We start from the raw sequence: 17424 nt of genomic DNA, 5'->3' as shown, positions 1-17424 counted from the left end.
CCTGCGTTTCGCGCAGGAAGGTGCGACCTCCCCCGCCCCACCCCTTCGCAATATCAAAAAGCCAGCCGCTTTGATCGGCAGCAGTTTTTATCCAGAAAAAATACAAATCCGCCAATAGGCACTTGCTATTAATTGAATAAGAATTATTCTCATTGGTATTCATCAAGGAGATGACACACATGACTTATTTGATTGATGCCTGGCTGGACCGTCCACATCCCTACCTGCGAATCCTGCATCGGGAAACCGGGGAAGTCTGTGCCGTACTGGAAGAAGAAGCGCTAAACGAACTACAGGATCAGGGCGACCTGGATTTCAACGGTCTCAACTCAAGCGAGCCGGTGGTGCTCAAGGAGTTGGTGCGTAACTTGTTTCTGTTCTGCTATGCCCGGGCATTGCGCCCAATCGGCACGACCGACACTCACGAGCATCACGCCAAAATAGAAATATGACGTGCGCCAAAAGCAAACGGGCTTGCTCGCGATACAGACGACACACAGTCATCCCGATCGCCAGCAAGCCCGCTCTACAACGTTAAAGCGCCGAGTTCTTACAGAACGTCCAGCAGTTCCACGTCGAATACCAGCACGCTGTGCGGAGCAATGCTGCCAACGCCTTGCGCGCCGTAAGCCAGTTCGCTCGGCACGTAGATGCGCCATTTGCTGCCGGCGTTCATCAGTTGCAGGGCTTCAGTCCAGCCTGCGATCACGCCGCCAACCGGAAACTCAGCTGGCTGACCACGATCGTAGGAGCTGTCAAACACAGTGCCGTCGATCAGGGTGCCGTGGTAGTGAACACGCACGGTGTCTTCACGGGATGGCTTAGCACCTTCGCCCGCAGTCACAACTTCAAATTGCAAGCCGGAAGCCAGAGTGGTGATGCCGTCTTTCTTGGCGTTTTCAGCCAGGAAAGCCTTGCCTTCGCCTGCAGCAGCTTCTGCCTTGGCAGCGGCTTCAGCTTGCATGATCTCGCGGATCACCTTGAAGCTGGCCGACATTTCTTCCTGACCTACACGGCTTTCCTTGCCCGCGTAAGCGTCAGTCAGGCCAGCCAGGATTGCATCCAGGCTGATGCCCGGTGGCGGGTTGTCGCGCAGTTGGTCACCCAGCTGACGGCCAATACCGTAGCTAACGCGGGTTTCGTCGGTCGACAGATTTACTTCGGACATAACACTGCTCCGCTGTGGGGGTGCCCAGAAAAAGCCGTATTAACCGCTGCTCCCGGACACCCTGAACCAAAAAAGGGCCAGCAGACTACCACAGCCCCCAAAGCCTTCGCAGCCCGGGTTTGTGCACGCCTGCACGGCCGACCTCAGTGTTTGGTCAATTTATCCAGATAGCCCATCGCAAACGCCGATATCACAAAGGTCATATGAATAATCACGTACCACATCAGGTACTGAGGCTCGATATTGCGTGCATCCATAAACACCCGCAGCAGGTGGATCGAGGAAATCGCCACAATCGAAGCCGCTACTTTCATCTTCAGCGACGTGGAGTCCATCGTCCCCAACCAGCTAAGCTTCTCTTTGTGTTCGTCGATATCCAGTTGCGAGACGAAGTTTTCGTAACCGGAGATCATCACCATCACCAGCAAACCGCCCACCAGCGCCATGTCGATCAGCGACAGGATGACCAGGATCAAATCCGACTCACTTAGCGCGAACACGTTAGGGATTACGTGAAACACTTCCTGAAAGAACTTCAACGCCAAAGCCAGCAAGCCCAGCGAGAGCCCAAAATAGATCGGCGCCAGGATCCAGCGCGAGGCGTACATTGCGTTTTCGATAAAGCGTTCCATTGAATCTCACAGGAAATAAAAAAATGGGCGCGAGTATATCAGTGGGAAAACGGCATAGTTAAAGGCTTCGAAACAGCCTGTAAAAACAATTTCTGCTAGTGTCCACCTTCTCAGCTTTGTTTACGGACAGGAAAACCGAACCATGGATCTGCGATTCCCCTTGGCTTGTTTTGGGCTTTCGATGGCATTGCTCGCCACCGGCGGCTGCTCCCCTGACGATAAACATCAGCAGGCCAGCCTGGAAGAGCGCAGCGCGGCATTTGAAAAAAGCCTCGATGCCATCAAGGACCAACAGCTCAAAGACGCTGTAGCAGACCTGGGCGGCTCCCTGCTATTGCTGGAACGTGCACGCCTCAAGCTGCAAGACAAACCTGTTGAGACCGAGTACGCCACAGACGACCTCGCGCTGCTCAAGCATTACCCAAGCAGCCAGGCGCTTAGCGATACCTATATCAACGGCCTGTTTGTACTGCGCAAAAACTCCAGCTCCGATTACCTGACGGATCTGGAGCCAGTCTTCCCGTTCCCGCTCAACAGCGCCTCCGAGTTCCCGTTCCCCCACGCACTTGAATGGCAGTCCGTGACCCTGAGCAACAAGCAGGAGATACCCTTTCAACCAGAATGGTCCGAAACCGATCCAGGCATCCAGCTAAGCCCCTCCAGCGCCAACCTGAGCAACCCGGACGACCTGACTGTCACCTACCCCTACATAGACGGGATTGAAGTCGATAACACGCAGCAGCCTCAACCCCTGATGCTGCACGGCAAAGTCGAAGTCATTGCGCCAGGCAAAGTGGTCAACTTCAACCTGAGCAGCAAGGACGTGGGTAAAACCCGCACCGACGGTACGATCAGCGTGACCCTGCTGGCACTGGGCAAAAACTTTGCCGAGGTGGACATCGTCAACAGCGCCGCGCTGGCCGAGCAAGTACGCGACACCCCGCTCAACCCGCTGATCATCCAGGCCCGCGACCACTCCGGGCAGTTCCTGTCGCGCGCAGGCTCGATCAACGAGAACGCCGAACAACTGGCCTTTTATCAGCAGCAATTGGCCGAAATGCTCAAGCAAACAGCTTGGAGTGACGCATTCGAGCAGCAACTGGATACCGAACAAAAGGCCTTTGACCAAAAACACCCCCACCATTACAGCAAGGTGTACTTCAACGGTGTGGTCGAAAATGTCGACATCAACGTGCTCGACTTCTCCACCGCCAATGTCACCCGCAAAGCTCTCGACCTGCCAGTGCGCAAGCTCGACAAAACCGTCGTGGGCAAAGCTATCCAGCCGCTCCCGCTCAACGTTGTGGTCTATGACGATCAGGCCGCCAGCTACCTGAAAGACGCCAACCTTGACCCCGAGCAATTGGAAAAAAGCGTCGTGATCAGCCAGTCAGTGGACGACGCCAGCGCCGCGACCATTGAGTTCAGCCACCCGGCCACCTTCAATGATGAAATGCTCGGCGCGCTCCCCGACACGTCTGACGCACCTGTAACGTTCTTCGCCGAGGACGACAATGGCAACCGTGGCGAGCCACTTGAGCTGCCTGCCGAAGCCTTTGATGTTGACCCGCACACCGGTGTCATCACCTACGACCTGAACCTGTTTCCCGAAACACCGGCGTACGCGATTGGCTCTATCCCCCTGTTTGTCGCCGACATAGACAAACAAGCCCTGGACATCGCTCACCTGCCCAAAGGCCTTGAGCTCAAAGACAACGCACTGATCGTTGATCAAAAATTATTCCCGGCCGAAGCCTGGCGCTTTTACGCCAAGGACGACACGGGTAACTATCTGAAGGAAGTGGTCGCTGTAAGCCATTTGACCGAGCCCAACGGCTCGCCAATCTTCGACGTGCATTACTTTTATGGCCAGCCGACCCAACTGGAAAGCTATGCCCGCATTGCGCTGAACCCTGTCGAGTACGGATTCGAGGTCAAGCTCGATAAAGCCCCGGAAGCCAGCACCCCACAATAGAACCGCTGGTTAGCGGGATGCGTGACAACGCCCGCCATTGATCTGACGCAGCTGGGCCTGTACATGCAGGCACCAGATCTGCGGATCGTCCGCGAGCCGATAGCCATGCAACGTCAGGCTTTCAACAATTGACTCAAGAATAGTTTCGGCCACGAACGGGCCGGGGAATGGGCCTTGCGCCTTGATGGTGGAAGGTTGCTCACCTGCCAGTCCGGCAGCAAAGAGCAGCGTCCACATCCCGTTATTGCCTGCCAGCGGTCGAACGCTGCATTCAATACGGGTCACCAAGCCCAAGCATTGGCGAGTGAGGCAAAGGTTGCGCGACATGGCGGCGACCCTCGGTAGATCCTGTCTTCAGCCGCACACTACGGGCTGCATCGTTCCAGTGACGACAGTGGAGTCCTTGACCTCAGAATAGAAGAAATACCGCATAAGAAAAGTCGCCAATGACCAACGGCCTCGTCGGTTGGCGACTTTGTTTTTTGTGGGAGCAACTGCCTTGATGCTCACGCCGTTTTGTAGCCGCTGCCGCAGGCTGCGACGGGCTACAGAGACAATTCAATCGTGGGAGCGAGCTGACTCGCTCCCACTGGGGGCTTGACCTGGAACAAAGCATCTACAGAGTGACGGGTTAAGCCGGTTTCTTCGCCGCCAATGCTTCAGCCAGCAACTCCTTTTCGGCTTCCTTGAGGTCGTCGTCGTTGATCATTTCCGCAATTACCCGCAACCGCTCTACCACGCGAGCGTTGACGCTGCCTTCAGGGAACTGGCCCTCTTCATCCGGCTCACCGGCAGGCTCACCCACCAACAGGCTCAAGGCCTCATCGGCCTGGCGCACCGCGTACACGTGGAACTTGCCATCACGTACCGCCTGCAGCACCTTTTCATCGAGCATCAAGGTCGCTACGTTGGCCTGCGGAATAATCGCCCCCTGCTCGCCTGTCAGCCCCCGCGCTTCGCAGAGTCGGAAGAAGCCTTCGATCTTCTCGTTGACCCCGCCCACCGCTTGCACTTCACCAAACTGGTTGATGGAGCCGGTAATTGCAAAACACTGCTTAAGCGGCGTTTTCGACAACGCTGAAATCAACGTACAGGCCTCGCCCAGCGACGCACTGTCGCCATCGACGTAACCGTAGGACTGCTCCAGCGCGATACTGGCCGAAATTGCCAGCGGGAATTCCTGTGCATAACGGCTGCCCAAATACCCGGTCAGAATCATCACGCCCTTGGAGTGAATCGGCTGCCCGAGGTTAACCTCGCGCTCGATATCGACAATGCCACTGCCACCCGGATACACCGTGGCGGAAATCCGCGCCGGCACACCAAAGGCCGAGTCACCGACTTCCAGTACGGTCAGGCCGTTGCACTTGCCGACGGCAGCGCCATCGGTATCGATCAGAATAATCCCGGCCAGCATGTCATCCAGGATCCGTGCCGAGACACGCCCCGTGCGGGTGGCCTTGGCCTTGAGCGCACGCTCGATGTGCCCGGCGTCGGTCATTTCATCGCCCGCCAGGTGACGAATGAAATCCGCCTCGCTGACCAGCTGGAACAAATCGCCAATACGCGCCGACAATCGCTCCTGATGCTCGGCCAAACGCGCGCTATACGTCGCCAGACGCGCCACTGCATCGGCGGTCAGCGGTGCCATGCCTTCTTCCGAAGTGCGGGTGGTCAGCAACTGAGCGAACTGCTCAAGGCTCTCATCGACCATGGGGATATCTTCGTCGAAGTCCACCAGCACCCGGAACATCTCCTGGAAGTCCGGGTCGAGGTCCTGCAGCGTGTAATACAGCTGGCGGGCACCAATGATAATGACCTTGACCTGCAAGGGAATGACTTGCGGGTTGAGAGTGACGGTCGCCAGGCGGCCCATCTCGCCCAGCGGCGATTCCATTTTCAACTTGCGCGATTGCAGGGCGCGTTTGAGGGCATCCCAGACAAAGGGTTCGCTGAGCATTTTCTCGGCTTCGAGAATCAAAAAACCACCGTTGGCACGGTGCAAAGCACCGGGGCGCAGCTGCCGGTAGGTGGTGTACAACGCACCCTGGTCGGTGCTGTATTCGATACGGCCAAACAGGTTGTCGTAAGTCGGGTGCGGCTCAAATACCACCGGCGCACCGCCGCTCAGCGGCTGGCCCACCACCAGGCTCGGCAGGTACTGCTCTTCGAGCAGCTTGCGGGCCTGGGCGTCGGTCTTGCTGTCGTCGACCAATTGCTCGACCACGGTTTTCAGCAGGTAAACCTGCATCGCCTGCAAATAGCCGCAGACCGCGCCATTTTCGGCGTACTTCTGCGACAGCGGCGACAGTAATGGTTGCAGGGCCAGGGTGATGGTTTCTTCGTTCAACTGGCGCAGTTGATTGTTCGACTCACGCTTCCACTGCGGCAGGCTGGCCAGCTCTTCGTTCAGCCGCTCTTCCAGCCCGGAAATATCCTCGTGAAAGCGTTCGCGCTCGGCCTCGGGCAATTGCGAAAACTCAGCCTCATCCAGCGCCTTGCCATCACTCATCGGGGTGAATGCCACGTTGCTGCTGTCACGATACAGCGCTACGCCTTTTTCCAGCGCCAGACGCTCAATCACATCCAGCGCACGGTCGTAGCGCTGATTGAAGCCACGGTCGATCGCGCTTTTGCGCTGCTGATACGTCGGGTGCTCAAACACTGCCGGGAAAGTTGCCAGCAGGTTGTCGATCAAGTGATTGATATCGGCAATAAAGGCGCCAGCGGTACTCGACGGCAATTCCAGGGCACGCGGCTCACGCGGCTCATCAAAATTATTGACGTACACCCAGTCGCTCGGCGACTTCAGGCGCTTGCCTTCCGCCTTGAGGTAGCGTTTGACGAACGAAAAGCGACCCGTTCCCGGTTCGCCCATCACAAATACGTTGTAACCCGGGCGCGGCATGGCCACGCCAAACTGCAAGGCTTCGACCGCTCGCTCCTGGCCGAGAATTCCGCGAAAGGGTTCTAAATCATTGGTGTTAGAGAAGCTGAACTGTTCAGCAGAGAAAGGACGGGTTAGCGCGTCAGGCGCTAGACGCAAGCTGGTGGCAACAGAATCAGGCATCGGGCTTCCTTACATCGGGGCGGGGCAGATGGCAGCATTCTGGCGCTGGCTGTGCACCACTGGCAAGGAACACAACACGGGAAATCTCACCTCCCAGTGTTTACGGGCCGAAAATGTGCTCCAGAACAGATTGTTTTACAAAAAAACACGGAACCTGCTGATCGTGCCTAGACTCCAAGCTGTTACGCGGCTGGAAGGCATAACCGGCTCGTACTGGCGCTTCAGGGCCAGAAACCCTTGTCCATTGGTTGCACGCACATAGAGAACAAAGCTATGAAACGGATTCTTCTCGGTACTCTCTTTACTGTTGTTTCCCTCAATGCCATGGCCCAGGCACCGGGCGGCCCGAACTGCGGTTGGGGCAACATGCTGTTTGAAGGTCAGCGCGGTACTCCCGCTCACTTCCTGGCATCAACCACCAACGGCACGTCCGGTAACGCCACCTTCGGCATGACCTCCGGCACCAACGGCTGCACCACCAAGGACGCCCTGACTTACGGCGGCAAATCGTGGATTGCCATGAATGGCATGATGAACGAACTGTCCGAAGACATGGCTAAAGGCAATGGCGAAGCACTGACCACCTACGCGGTGGTACTGGGTGTCGCCCCTGAAGACCGCGAGCATTTCGCCGCTGTCACCCATGAGCACTTCCAGCAAATCTTCAGCAAGGCCGACGTAACGGCTGAAGACGTGCACAGCAACACCTTGGCTATTCTCAAAGGCGATGCTCGCCTGGCTAAATACGCCACTGCTGCGTAGTAAATGAGACCTGCCCGCTCCTCTCGGAGCGGGTATTCTCCTGCTTCACTTCTATTCGTCTGACAACAGTTGCCGACCATGCTCAAACGCCTTGCCTATCTGGCGCTCTGTGCCTGCGCCCCGCTGTATGCCGCACCCCCTATCGACGATCAACGTGTGCAACAGTTGGCCAACGACCCGTTCTGGATTTCGCTGGGGCACTACGAAGCCGGCAAGCTCAGCGGCTGGCGTAGCTATGTCAGCGACGATAAATTCTTTCTCGCCCCCGACGGCGCTCATCACCCGTACGCCGAACTGCGTGCCACCGTCGAGGCGTTGTATGCACCCGTAAGCCTGGGCGACAAGCACCCGCAGTGCGTGTACCCGGCCCGTACTCGCTGGCTCAAGGCTCAACTGAACCTGACCGACCTGCCCAAGGCCGAGTGCGCAGAGTTCACGCAATGGTTCAAGGACGTGGCGCCGCACAGCACGGTGATGATCTTTCCGGCGGCCTACCTCAACAGCCCGTCCTCGATGTTCGGCCATACCCTGTTGCGTATCGACCAAGCCGATGTGCAGAACAACAAGACCGCCCTGCTGAGCTACGCGATCAACTTCGGTGCCTATATCGAAGGTTCCGACAACAGCATTCTGTATGCCTGGAAGGGCTTGGCAGGTGGTTATCCCGGCCTGTTTGCGCTGGTGCCCTACCAGGAAAAACTCTCGGAATACCGTAGCCTCGAAAACCGCGACCTGTGGGAATACCGACTTAATCTCACACCTGAAGAAACCCAGCGCATGGTCGAACATGTGTGGGAGCTCAAACAGATCCAGTTCGATTACTTCTTCTTCGACGAAAACTGCTCGTACCGTTTGCTCGAACTGCTGCAAGTGGCGCGCCCCGGCTTGCAGCTGACCAGCCAATTCCCGCTGACCGCGATCCCCACCGATACGGTGAAAGCAGTCAAGGAAGCCGGGTTGGTCGAAAGCATCGAATACCGCCCGTCCCGTGAACGTGAGTTGCTCGACCGAGCCAAAGCCCTCGATCCAGAAGAACAGCAATGGGTCTTGCAGGTCAGTGCCGATCAGGCTCAATTGCAGAACCCGGCCTTCAAGGCGTTGCCCAAAGAGCGCCAGGCGCTGATCATCGACGCGGCTTATCGTATTGAGCGCTACAGGGCCAATGGCCTTGAGCGCGACACCGCTCGCTCACAACGCAGCTTTGAACTACTACGGGCAATCAACCAGAACCCTGCGTCTGAACTGCAGGTCGAAAAACCCGAGTTACCTGAAAACGGCCACGAATCGCGAACCTGGCAACTGGGCGCCGGTAGCCGTGACGACAAGGCCTTTGCCGAATACGGCCTGCGCATGGCCTACCACGACCTGAACGACAACGCCCCAGGCTTTCCGCTGGGTGCACAGATTGAAATCCTGCAACTCAAACTGCGCCAGTACGAAGGCAATAACTGGCAAGTTCAGCAATTGGACTTAGCCAACATCCGCTCCCTGACCCCACGCAACGAATTGCTGCAACCCTGGTCCTGGCAAGTGGGCGGGGGGCTGGAACGGGTACTCGGCAAACATGGCGACGAAAATCTGGTCAGCCACATCAACGGTGGCGCGGGCGGCACCTGGCAATTGGGTGAAAACATGCTGGGCTTTGCCCTCGGCACTCTGCGCGTGGAGCACAACAACGACTTTGCCGCTTTCGTGTCTCCGGCTGCGGGTTTTAACACCGGGCTTCTTTGGCGTAATCCGGTGGGCAACCTGAGCCTGGAAGCGAAAGGCGACTACTTCACTAATGGTGAAATCCGTCGTAGCCTGAGCCTGAATCAACAATGGGAAGTTTCGCGCAACCTCGGCCTGCGACTCACTGCACAACGAGAGTTCAGCAAGCTGACCTCCCCCATCAACGAGGTGATGCTGGAGTTGAAGTGGTATCACTACTAAAGGAGTTTTCAAGACATGGCAGTTAACTGTGATTCCCTTGAGCAAGTGCGCGAGAAAATCGACGGGCTGGATCGACAGATTGTCGGCTTGATCGCCGAACGCGGCGCCTACGTGTTACAGGCGGCTCGTTTCAAGAAAGACAGCGATGCTGTCAGGGCCCCGCAGCGGGTTGAACAGGTGATTGCCAAGGTTCGGGCATTGGCCTCAGAACTGGGCGCCAACCCGAACGTCACCGAAGACGTTTACCGCGCCATGATCGCGGCCTTTATCGAGCAGGAACTGGCGGAGCATAAGGCGCTTTCATAACAAAACCTGTAGCCGCTGTCGCAGGCTGCGATAAGGCCCGAAGGGCCTTTAAAGAAGGGCCGCTACGCAGCCCATCGCAGCCTGCGGCAGCGGCTACAGGATTAACGGATTAAACCACGCCCTGCGCCAGCATCGCATCGGCGACTTTAACGAAGCCCGCAATGTTCGCGCCTTTTACATAGTTGATCCGGCCGTTTTCTTCGCCGTAATGCACGCACGCGTGGTGGATCGACTGCATGATGTTGTGCAACTTGCTGTCCACCTCACCCGCCGTCCACAGCAGACGCATGGCGTTTTGCGACATTTCCAGACCGCTCACCGCCACGCCTCCGGCGTTGGATGCCTTGCCCGGTGCAAACAGGATACCGGCCTCGATAAACAGGTCGACGGCCTCAAGGGTGGTCGGCATGTTCGCGCCTTCAGCCACGCACACGCAGCCGTTGCTCAGCAACGTACGCGCCGCTGCAGCGTCCAGCTCGTTCTGGGTAGCACACGGCAGTGCAATATCACACGCCAGGTTCCACGGATGCTGGTCAGCCAGAAACTCCAGGCCAAACTCCCCGGCCATTTCGCTGATACGGCCGCGCTTGACGTTTTTCAGCTCCATCAGCGCTTCCCACTGCTCCTCGCTCAAACCGGCCTCGCAGTACAGCGTGCCTTCAGAGTCCGACAGCGAGATCACTTTGCCGCCCAGGTCCATGACCTTACGCGCCGCATATTGCGCCACGTTGCCCGAGCCAGAAATGGCCACGCGCTTGCCATCAATGCGCTGACCGCTGCGCTTGAGCATTTCCTGGGCGAAATACACGCAACCAAAACCGGTAGCTTCAGGGCGGATCAGGCTGCCGCCGTAGCTCATGCCCTTGCCGGTCAGCACGGAAGTGAACTGGTTGCTCAGGCGCTTGTACTGACCAAACATAAAGCCGATTTCACGGGCACCAACACCGATGTCGCCTGCTGGCACATCAACGTCCGAACCAATGTGGCGATACAGCTCACTCATGAAGGCCTGGCAGAAACGCATGACTTCGGCGTCGCTCTTGCCCTTGGGGTTGAAGTCCGAACCGCCTTTACCGCCGCCCATAGGCAACGAGGTCAGGGAGTTCTTGAAGGTTTGCTCGAAGGCCAGGAACTTCAGAACACCCAGATTCACCGACGGATGGAAACGCAGACCACCCTTGTACGGGCCAATGGCGCTGTTCATCTGGATACGGAAGCCACGGTTAACTCGTACTTTTCCTTCGTCATCGACCCACGACACGCGGAACACGATCGCACGCTCGGGTTCGCAAATGCGCTCAAGAATGCCTGAAGTCAGATAATGCGGATTGGCTTCAAGAAACGGCCACAGACTGCGCAGGACTTCTTCCACTGCCTGGTGGAATTCAGGTTGGTCCGGGTCACGTTTTTTCAGGCGGGCAAGGAACTGGTCGACGGATTCGATCATGGTTAATTCTCGGCAAATTTATTGTCGTTAAACGGAGATTGACCAGAACTTTATCAATTCATGTGGCACCGCGACAGCGCAAAATGTCGCAGTTCTGAATTTAAATGGTGCATTTATATAAATTACGCCGATTTCAACGGCTTTTGCGCACCAAAAAATAGCTTCTTGTACCCAGTTTCGCACCAACTATTACCCGAGAATTTACCGTAGCAGCTGCCGAGGAACGAAGGCTGCTACGAAATCGGGGGCATCCGAAAATCCACAAAAAACGGCGCCCGAAGGCGCCGTTCTGTACTGCAAAAAAACAGCCTTATTGGGCCAGTTTCTTGTGACGCACACGGTGCGGCTGGGTGGCCGCTTCGCCGAGGCGCTTTTTACGATCGGCTTCGTACTCGGTGTAGTTACCTTCAAAGAAGATCGCTTGCGAGTCGTCTTCGTACGCCAGGATGTGAGTCGCGACGCGGTCAAGGAACCACCGATCGTGAGAGATCACAATGGCAGCACCTGGGAAGTCCAGCAGTGCTTCTTCGAGCGAACGCAGGGTCTCAACGTCAAGGTCGTTGGACGGTTCGTCGAGCAGCAGCACGTTGGCGCCCTCTTTCAAGGTCAAGGCCAGGTGCAAGCGACCACGCTCACCACCGGACAAGTCCTTGACGAACTTCTGTTGATCGCCACCTTTGAAGTTGAAACGACCTACATAGGTACGCGACGGGATTTCGTAGTTGCCGATGCGGATCACATCGGAACCGTCAGAAATCGCCTGGAACACAGTCTTGCTGCCATCCAGGTCGTCACGGCTCTGGTCCACACACGCCAGTTGTACCGTTTCACCGACTTCAATGCTGCCCGAATCCGGTTGTTCCTTGCCCATCAACATGCGGAACAGGGTCGACTTACCGGCACCGTTACCGCCGATCACGCCAACAATGGCGCCTTTAGGCATGGCGAACGACAGGTTGTCGATCAACACGCGATCGCCGTAACCCTTGGATACGTTCTTGAACTCGATAACCTTGTCACCCAGGCGCGGACCGGCCGGGATGTAGATTTCGTTGGTTTCGCTGCGCTTCTGGAATTCCTGCGATTGCAGTTCTTCGAAGCGTTGCAGACGCGCCTTGGACTTGGACTGACGCGCCTTGGCGCCTTTACGGACCCATTCCAGCTCGTCTTTCATAGCCTTTTCATGGGCCGACTGCTGCTTGGATTCGGCAGCCAAACGATCGGACTTGGCTTCAAGCCAACCCGAATAGTTGCCCTCGTAAGGAATACCGGCACCACGGTCAAGCTCAAGAATCCAGCCCGCCACGTTATCCAGGAAGTAACGGTCGTGCGTAATCGCAACCACGGTACCCGGGAAGTCGTGCAGGAAGTGCTCCAGCCAGGCTACCGAGTCGGCATCCAAGTGGTTGGTTGGTTCGTCGAGCAGCAGCATGTCCGGGGCCGACAGCAGCAGGCGGCACAAGGCCACACGGCGCTTCTCGCCACCCGACAGGTGCTCGACCTTGGCATCCCATGCCGGCAGGCGCAGCGCATCGGCAGCGACTTCCAGTTGGCGCTCAAGGTTGTGGCCGTCGCTCGCTTGCAGGATCGACTCAAGCTTGGCCTGTTCAGCGGCCAGCTTGTCAAAGTCAGCATCCGGGTCTGCGTATTCGGCGTAAACCTGATCCAGACGTGCTTGAGCGTCCTTGATCACGCTAACGGCTTCTTCAACCACTTCGCGTACGGTTTTGCTCGGATCCAGCTGCGGCTCTTGCGGCAGGTAGCCGATGTTCAGGTCTGGCATCGGACGGGCTTCGCCGTCGAACTCGGTGTCGACACCCGCCATGATTTTCAACAGGGTGGATTTACCCGAACCGTTCAGGCCGAGTACGCCGATTTTGGCGCCAGGGAAAAACGACAGGGAGATGTTTTTCAGGATTTCCCGCTTCGGCGGAACAACTTTGCTCAGCCGATGCATGGTGAAAACGTATTGAGCCATGGAGAACCTAGGGTCAGTGACGGGTGAATAAGGTGCGAGCAGTGCCCGGATCAGGCCATAGCAGTCAGTCAGGGACTGATCGAGATCAATGCCTGCTCGCAGAAAAAGCATAAATGTAGACCCCCGAATCTACCTGAATGCGCTGAGCAGGGCAAACCAGCACAGACCAGAGGACTGGCACTTTGCCACAACCCAAGGCATGCTAGGCGCCCTCTGGGCGTCTTTAAGGGGGCCTCGCGCCATAGCCGCCAAATCGCAGGATCACAACTTGCCCAATGTCACCGAGCCAATTCTCGCCAAAGCGTCCAGCCAATTGTTTGGTACACCTGTGCGCGGGACGTTAAAAAGCGCGTTGGCGGCTCTGGTTCTATTGCTGCTGGCGATGCTGCTCTGGTTAGTGATCGAGCAGTTCCGCGAAACAATCCAGCAAGAGCGCCAAACCAGCATCAATTACAGCGCCGACCTGGCCGATAGCATCAGCCTGAACATGGCCCTGCGAGCCGAGACCGCCCTCAACCTGCTTGCGACAGAGCAACCACCGAAAAACCTGCGCCAGCAACAAGCGCTGGTCCAACAACTGAGCCAATCCCTGCCAGCCCTTCAAAGCCTGGCCTTGCTGAGCCCTGCCGGCGAAGTGCTGCTAGATAGTACCGGCACCAGCCCGGACGCCGCGTTCCTGGCTGATTGGGTCAAACACAACCCCTCATGCAGCCGTACCGATGGCTATTACTTCAGCAACAACGCTGACGCCAGCCTGATCTATTTGTTACTGCACCAGCCCAACGCCGCCATGGATGGCTACTGGCTGCTGCGCATAAGCCCGAACCTGCTGCAAAACCTGGTGCATCAGAGCGCCAGCAGCATTCGCCCGCAATGGCTGCTCGAAAACAGCCAGACCCACAAAGTGCTCAGCCGTGCGCAAAAGCCGGTTACGCCAGCCACGGCCCTGAGCCAGCGCGATGAAAGCGACACCATACTTCTGACCCCCATAAGTCACAGCGACTGGCAATTGCGAGGGCTGTTCAATGAGCGCGCTGCAGTTGAACAGTTGCTGCCCGGGTTGATCGGCAAATGCCTTCTGGGTCTGCTGCTGTCGTTACTGCCAATAGCAGCACTGCTGAGTTTGCGCCGACGCCAGCGCCGGTTGCATGAGGGCCGTCGTCGGTATCAGGATATTTTTGAAGGCACCGGCGTGGCCCTGTGCGTTCTCGACCTGTCGAGCCTGCGCGGATTTCTTGAACGAGAAAAACTGCATGACAGCGACAACCTCAAGCGGTGGCTGGACAACAACCCGCAACATAGACGCCAACTTTTTGAGCAGTTGCGCATTACTGAAGTCAATCAGATGTCCATGCAGCTGCTGGAGGTCGACTCAGGCAACGGCGCCTGGCTAAAGCTGATCAGCAGCTCGACCATCGGTTACACAATTGTCGAGGCGGTGCTCAATCAACAGCAGCAACTTGAGCTGGAAATCAAGCTGACCCATGCCAATGCCCAGGATCAGCATTTATGGCTGGTGTTACGCCTGCCGGTGGACCGCGAGGATTATCACTCGGTCATCCTGAGCATCAGCGACATCACCAGCCGTAAGCTGATCGAATTGTCCCTGCAAGAACGCGAGAGCTTTTGGTCCGATGTCGTACGCACCGTGCCCGACCATCTCTATGTGCAGAATGTGATCAGCCAGCGAATCATTTTCAGCAACCATCACCTTGGGCAAACCCTGGGTTATAGCGCCATCGAACTGCAAGAAATGGGCGCTTATTTCTGGGAGCTACTGCTGCACCCCGAAGACGCCGAGCGTTATCACCAGTTACGCCAAGAACAACGGGACAACGGCTACAAAAACCTGATGCAGTGCCAACTGAGATTTCGCCATCACCAGGGCACTTGGCGGCGCTTCGACATCCGCGAGCAAGCCTTCGCCCGGGACACGGGAGATCAAGTCACACGTGTTGTGGGGGTGGCCAAAGACATCACTGACCAGATTGAAGCCAGCGAGTCATTGCGCGACAGCGAACAACGTTATCGGATGCTGGCCGAAAGCATCAGCGACGTTATTTTCTCTACCGACAGCACGTTACGCATGAACTACCTCAGCCCCTCGATACAGACCGTACTGGGGTACGAGGCACAATGGGTGTTCGACAATGGCTGGCAATCGATTATCGCCACCCCACAACAGCTGGAGGGTATTTTCAGCCTGATCAAGCGCGTCAGTAACGCGCTCGACAAGCCCCAGCAACTATCGGCCCTGCGATCCCAGATGCAAACCCAGGTATTCCTGCTCGATTGCTTGCGTGCCGACGGGCATACCGTCCCGATCGAACTGCGCCTAGTACTGGTGTGGGATGAAAACGATACCTTCGAAGGCATCCTGGGTGTTGGCCGTGATATCAGTCAGCAGCGGCGTGCAGAAAAAGACCTGCGCATGGCTGCCACGGTATTCGAACACTCCACCTCGGCCATCCTGATTACGGATCCCGCGGGCTATATCGTGCAAGCCAACGAAGCATTCAGCCGGGTCAGCGGTTATGCCGTATCACAGGTGCTCGACCAATTGCCGAGCATGCTGACCGTTGATGCCCAGCAGCGCGCGCACCTCACCTATGTGCTCAAACAACTGAATCAGCACGGCACCTGGGAAGGTGAAGTCTGGCTCAAGCGCCTCAACGGCGAACACTACCCGGCCTGGGTCGGCATTACGGCCGTGTTCGACGACGAGGGTGATCTGGCCAGCTATGTATGCTTTTTCAGTGACATCAGTGAACGCAAGGCCAGCGAGCAGCGTATCCACCGCCTGGCCTATTACGATGCCCTGACCCACCTGCCCAACCGCACCCTGTTTCAGGATCGTCTGCACACCGCACTGCAACAGGCCGAACGTAACAAGTCGTGGGTTGTGCTGATGTTCCTCGATCTTGACCGTTTCAAGCCGATCAACGATTCCTTGGGCCACGCGGCAGGCGACCGCATGCTCAAGGACATGGCCATTCGCTTGCTGGCCTGCGTCGGCGACGACGATACCGTGGCCCGCATGGGTGGCGATGAGTTCACCTTGCTGTTGCAGTCACGCGTCACTCGCGAACTGGCCTTGAACCGCGCAATCAGCGTGGCCGAGCACATCCTTGCCAGCCTGGTAAAACCCTTCGTACTCGAAAGCCGCGAGTTCTTCGTCACGGCCAGTATTGGCATCGCCCTGAGCCCGCAAGACGGCAACGAACTCAGCCAACTGATGAAAAACGCCGACACCGCGATGTACCACGCCAAGGAACGCGGCAAAAACAACTTCCAGTTCTATCAGGCGGACATGAACGCCAGCGCCCTGGAGCGTCTTGAACTTGAAAGCGACTTGCGCCACGCGCTGGAACAGCAGGAGTTCATCCTTTATTACCAGCCGCAATTCAGCGGCGACGGCAAACGCCTGACCGGGGTCGAGGCGCTGCTGCGCTGGAACCACTCAAGGCGCGGCCTGGTACCACCCGGCGACTTTATCCCGGTTCTCGAAGAACTGGGGCTGGTGGTCGAGGTGGGCGACTGGGTACTGGCCGAAGCCTGTCGCCAGCTCAAGCTCTGGCACCAGGCCAAAGTGCGTGTGCCCAAAGTCTCGGTCAATATCTCGGCGCGCCAGTTCTCCGATGGCCAACTGGGCACACGCATTGCCAATATCCTCAAGGAAACCGGCCTGTCGCCTGCCTGCCTGGAGCTTGAACTGACCGAAAGCATCCTGATGCGTGAAGTCAGCGAGGCCCTGCATATTCTCGCCAGCCTGAAAAACCTCGGCCTGAGCATTGCTGTGGACGACTTTGGCACCGGTTACTCGTCGCTCAACTACCTCAAACAGTTCCCCATCGACGTGTTGAAAATCGACCGTACCTTTGTCGATGGCCTGCCCGCAGGCGAGCAAGACGCACAGATAGCCCGTGCAATCATTGCGATGGCCCACAGCCTCAACCTTGCGGTAATCGCTGAAGGCGTGGAGACCCACGAACAGCTGGACTTCCTGCGCGAGCACGGCTGCGATGAGGTCCAGGGCTACCTGTTTGGCCGACCGATGCCGGCACACCTGCTGGTCAAGCAGCTGCGAGCGGCAAGTGATGAACTTCAAGCTTGAAGCTTGCAGCTTGCAACTGACGACCATGAATCGCATTCAT

The 17424-nt window shown here is 57.2% G+C and carries 12 protein-coding genes; 6 read left to right on the top strand and 6 right to left on the bottom strand.

Annotation, left to right across the window (positions count from 1 at the left end):
- The first annotated feature begins 179 nt into the window (after positions 1 to 179).
- Positions 180 to 452 (top strand): hypothetical protein, encoded by a 273-nt coding sequence (locus N7D90_RS03500; protein ID WP_261740898.1) that lies wholly within the window; start codon positions 180 to 182, stop codon positions 450 to 452.
- A gap of 98 nt (positions 453 to 550) precedes the next feature.
- Here N7D90_RS03500 and N7D90_RS03495 read toward each other — a convergent pair whose 3' ends face one another.
- Both N7D90_RS03495 and N7D90_RS03490 read right to left on the bottom strand, forming a co-directional pair.
- The gene (locus N7D90_RS03495) at positions 551 to 1168 is read right to left on the bottom strand and encodes an FKBP-type peptidyl-prolyl cis-trans isomerase (protein WP_016779413.1); all 618 of its coding nucleotides are present in this window, start codon (positions 1166 to 1168) and stop codon (positions 551 to 553) included.
- 143 nt (positions 1169 to 1311) lie between these two features.
- The gene (locus tag N7D90_RS03490) at positions 1312 to 1800 is read right to left on the bottom strand and encodes a TIGR00645 family protein (RefSeq protein ID WP_048362450.1); all 489 of its coding nucleotides are present in this window, start codon (positions 1798 to 1800) and stop codon (positions 1312 to 1314) included.
- A gap of 142 nt (positions 1801 to 1942) precedes the next feature.
- Between N7D90_RS03490 and N7D90_RS03485 the strand changes: the two genes are divergently transcribed.
- Complete coding sequence (locus tag N7D90_RS03485) at positions 1943 to 3775, top strand: hypothetical protein (RefSeq protein ID WP_261740897.1); 1833 nt, start codon at positions 1943 to 1945, stop codon at positions 3773 to 3775.
- A gap of 9 nt (positions 3776 to 3784) precedes the next feature.
- Here the strand turns inward: N7D90_RS03485 and N7D90_RS03480 are convergent, their stop codons facing one another.
- Together N7D90_RS03480 and N7D90_RS03475 are read right to left on the bottom strand one after the other, a co-directional pair.
- Complete coding sequence (locus N7D90_RS03480; protein ID WP_261740896.1) at positions 3785 to 4102, bottom strand: hypothetical protein; 318 nt, start codon at positions 4100 to 4102, stop codon at positions 3785 to 3787.
- Between the two features lie 304 nt (positions 4103 to 4406).
- The gene (locus N7D90_RS03475) at positions 4407 to 6845 is read right to left on the bottom strand and encodes a Lon protease family protein (RefSeq protein ID WP_261740895.1); all 2439 of its coding nucleotides are present in this window, start codon (positions 6843 to 6845) and stop codon (positions 4407 to 4409) included.
- A 273-nt stretch (positions 6846 to 7118) separates the two neighbouring features.
- Here N7D90_RS03475 and N7D90_RS03470 point away from each other — a divergent pair, with 273 nt between their 5' ends.
- From N7D90_RS03470 to N7D90_RS03460, 3 genes are all read left to right on the top strand, one after another.
- Positions 7119 to 7607: a DUF3015 domain-containing protein gene (locus N7D90_RS03470; protein ID WP_029611228.1), complete on the top strand. Its 489-nt coding sequence runs from the start codon at positions 7119 to 7121 to the stop codon at positions 7605 to 7607.
- Positions 7608 to 7685: 78 nt separating this feature from the next.
- Complete coding sequence (locus tag N7D90_RS03465) at positions 7686 to 9539, top strand: DUF4105 domain-containing protein (protein ID WP_261740894.1); 1854 nt, start codon at positions 7686 to 7688, stop codon at positions 9537 to 9539.
- A gap of 15 nt (positions 9540 to 9554) precedes the next feature.
- Positions 9555 to 9845 (top strand): chorismate mutase, encoded by a 291-nt coding sequence (locus tag N7D90_RS03460; RefSeq protein WP_261740893.1) that lies wholly within the window; start codon positions 9555 to 9557, stop codon positions 9843 to 9845.
- A gap of 109 nt (positions 9846 to 9954) precedes the next feature.
- Here N7D90_RS03460 and gdhA read toward each other — a convergent pair whose 3' ends face one another.
- Positions 9955 to 11292 (bottom strand): NADP-specific glutamate dehydrogenase, encoded by a 1338-nt coding sequence (gene gdhA, locus N7D90_RS03455; protein ID WP_261740892.1) that lies wholly within the window; start codon positions 11290 to 11292, stop codon positions 9955 to 9957.
- A gap of 310 nt (positions 11293 to 11602) precedes the next feature.
- Positions 11603 to 13270, bottom strand: a complete 1668-nt coding sequence (gene ettA / locus N7D90_RS03450) for an energy-dependent translational throttle protein EttA (RefSeq protein WP_133078604.1) — start codon at positions 13268 to 13270, stop codon at positions 11603 to 11605.
- A gap of 268 nt (positions 13271 to 13538) precedes the next feature.
- Between ettA and N7D90_RS03445 the strand changes: the two genes are divergently transcribed.
- Positions 13539 to 17384, top strand: a complete 3846-nt coding sequence (locus N7D90_RS03445; protein ID WP_315968149.1) for an EAL domain-containing protein — start codon at positions 13539 to 13541, stop codon at positions 17382 to 17384.
- Positions 17385 to 17424 lie beyond the last annotated feature (40 nt).

It is taken from the genome of Pseudomonas fragi, from assembly GCF_025426255.1.
GTDB classification, from domain to species: domain Bacteria; phylum Pseudomonadota; class Gammaproteobacteria; order Pseudomonadales; family Pseudomonadaceae; genus Aquipseudomonas; species Aquipseudomonas kulmbachensis.
Note: the sequence above shows the minus strand (reverse complement) of the source record. Positions and strands in the feature narration are given on the sequence as shown.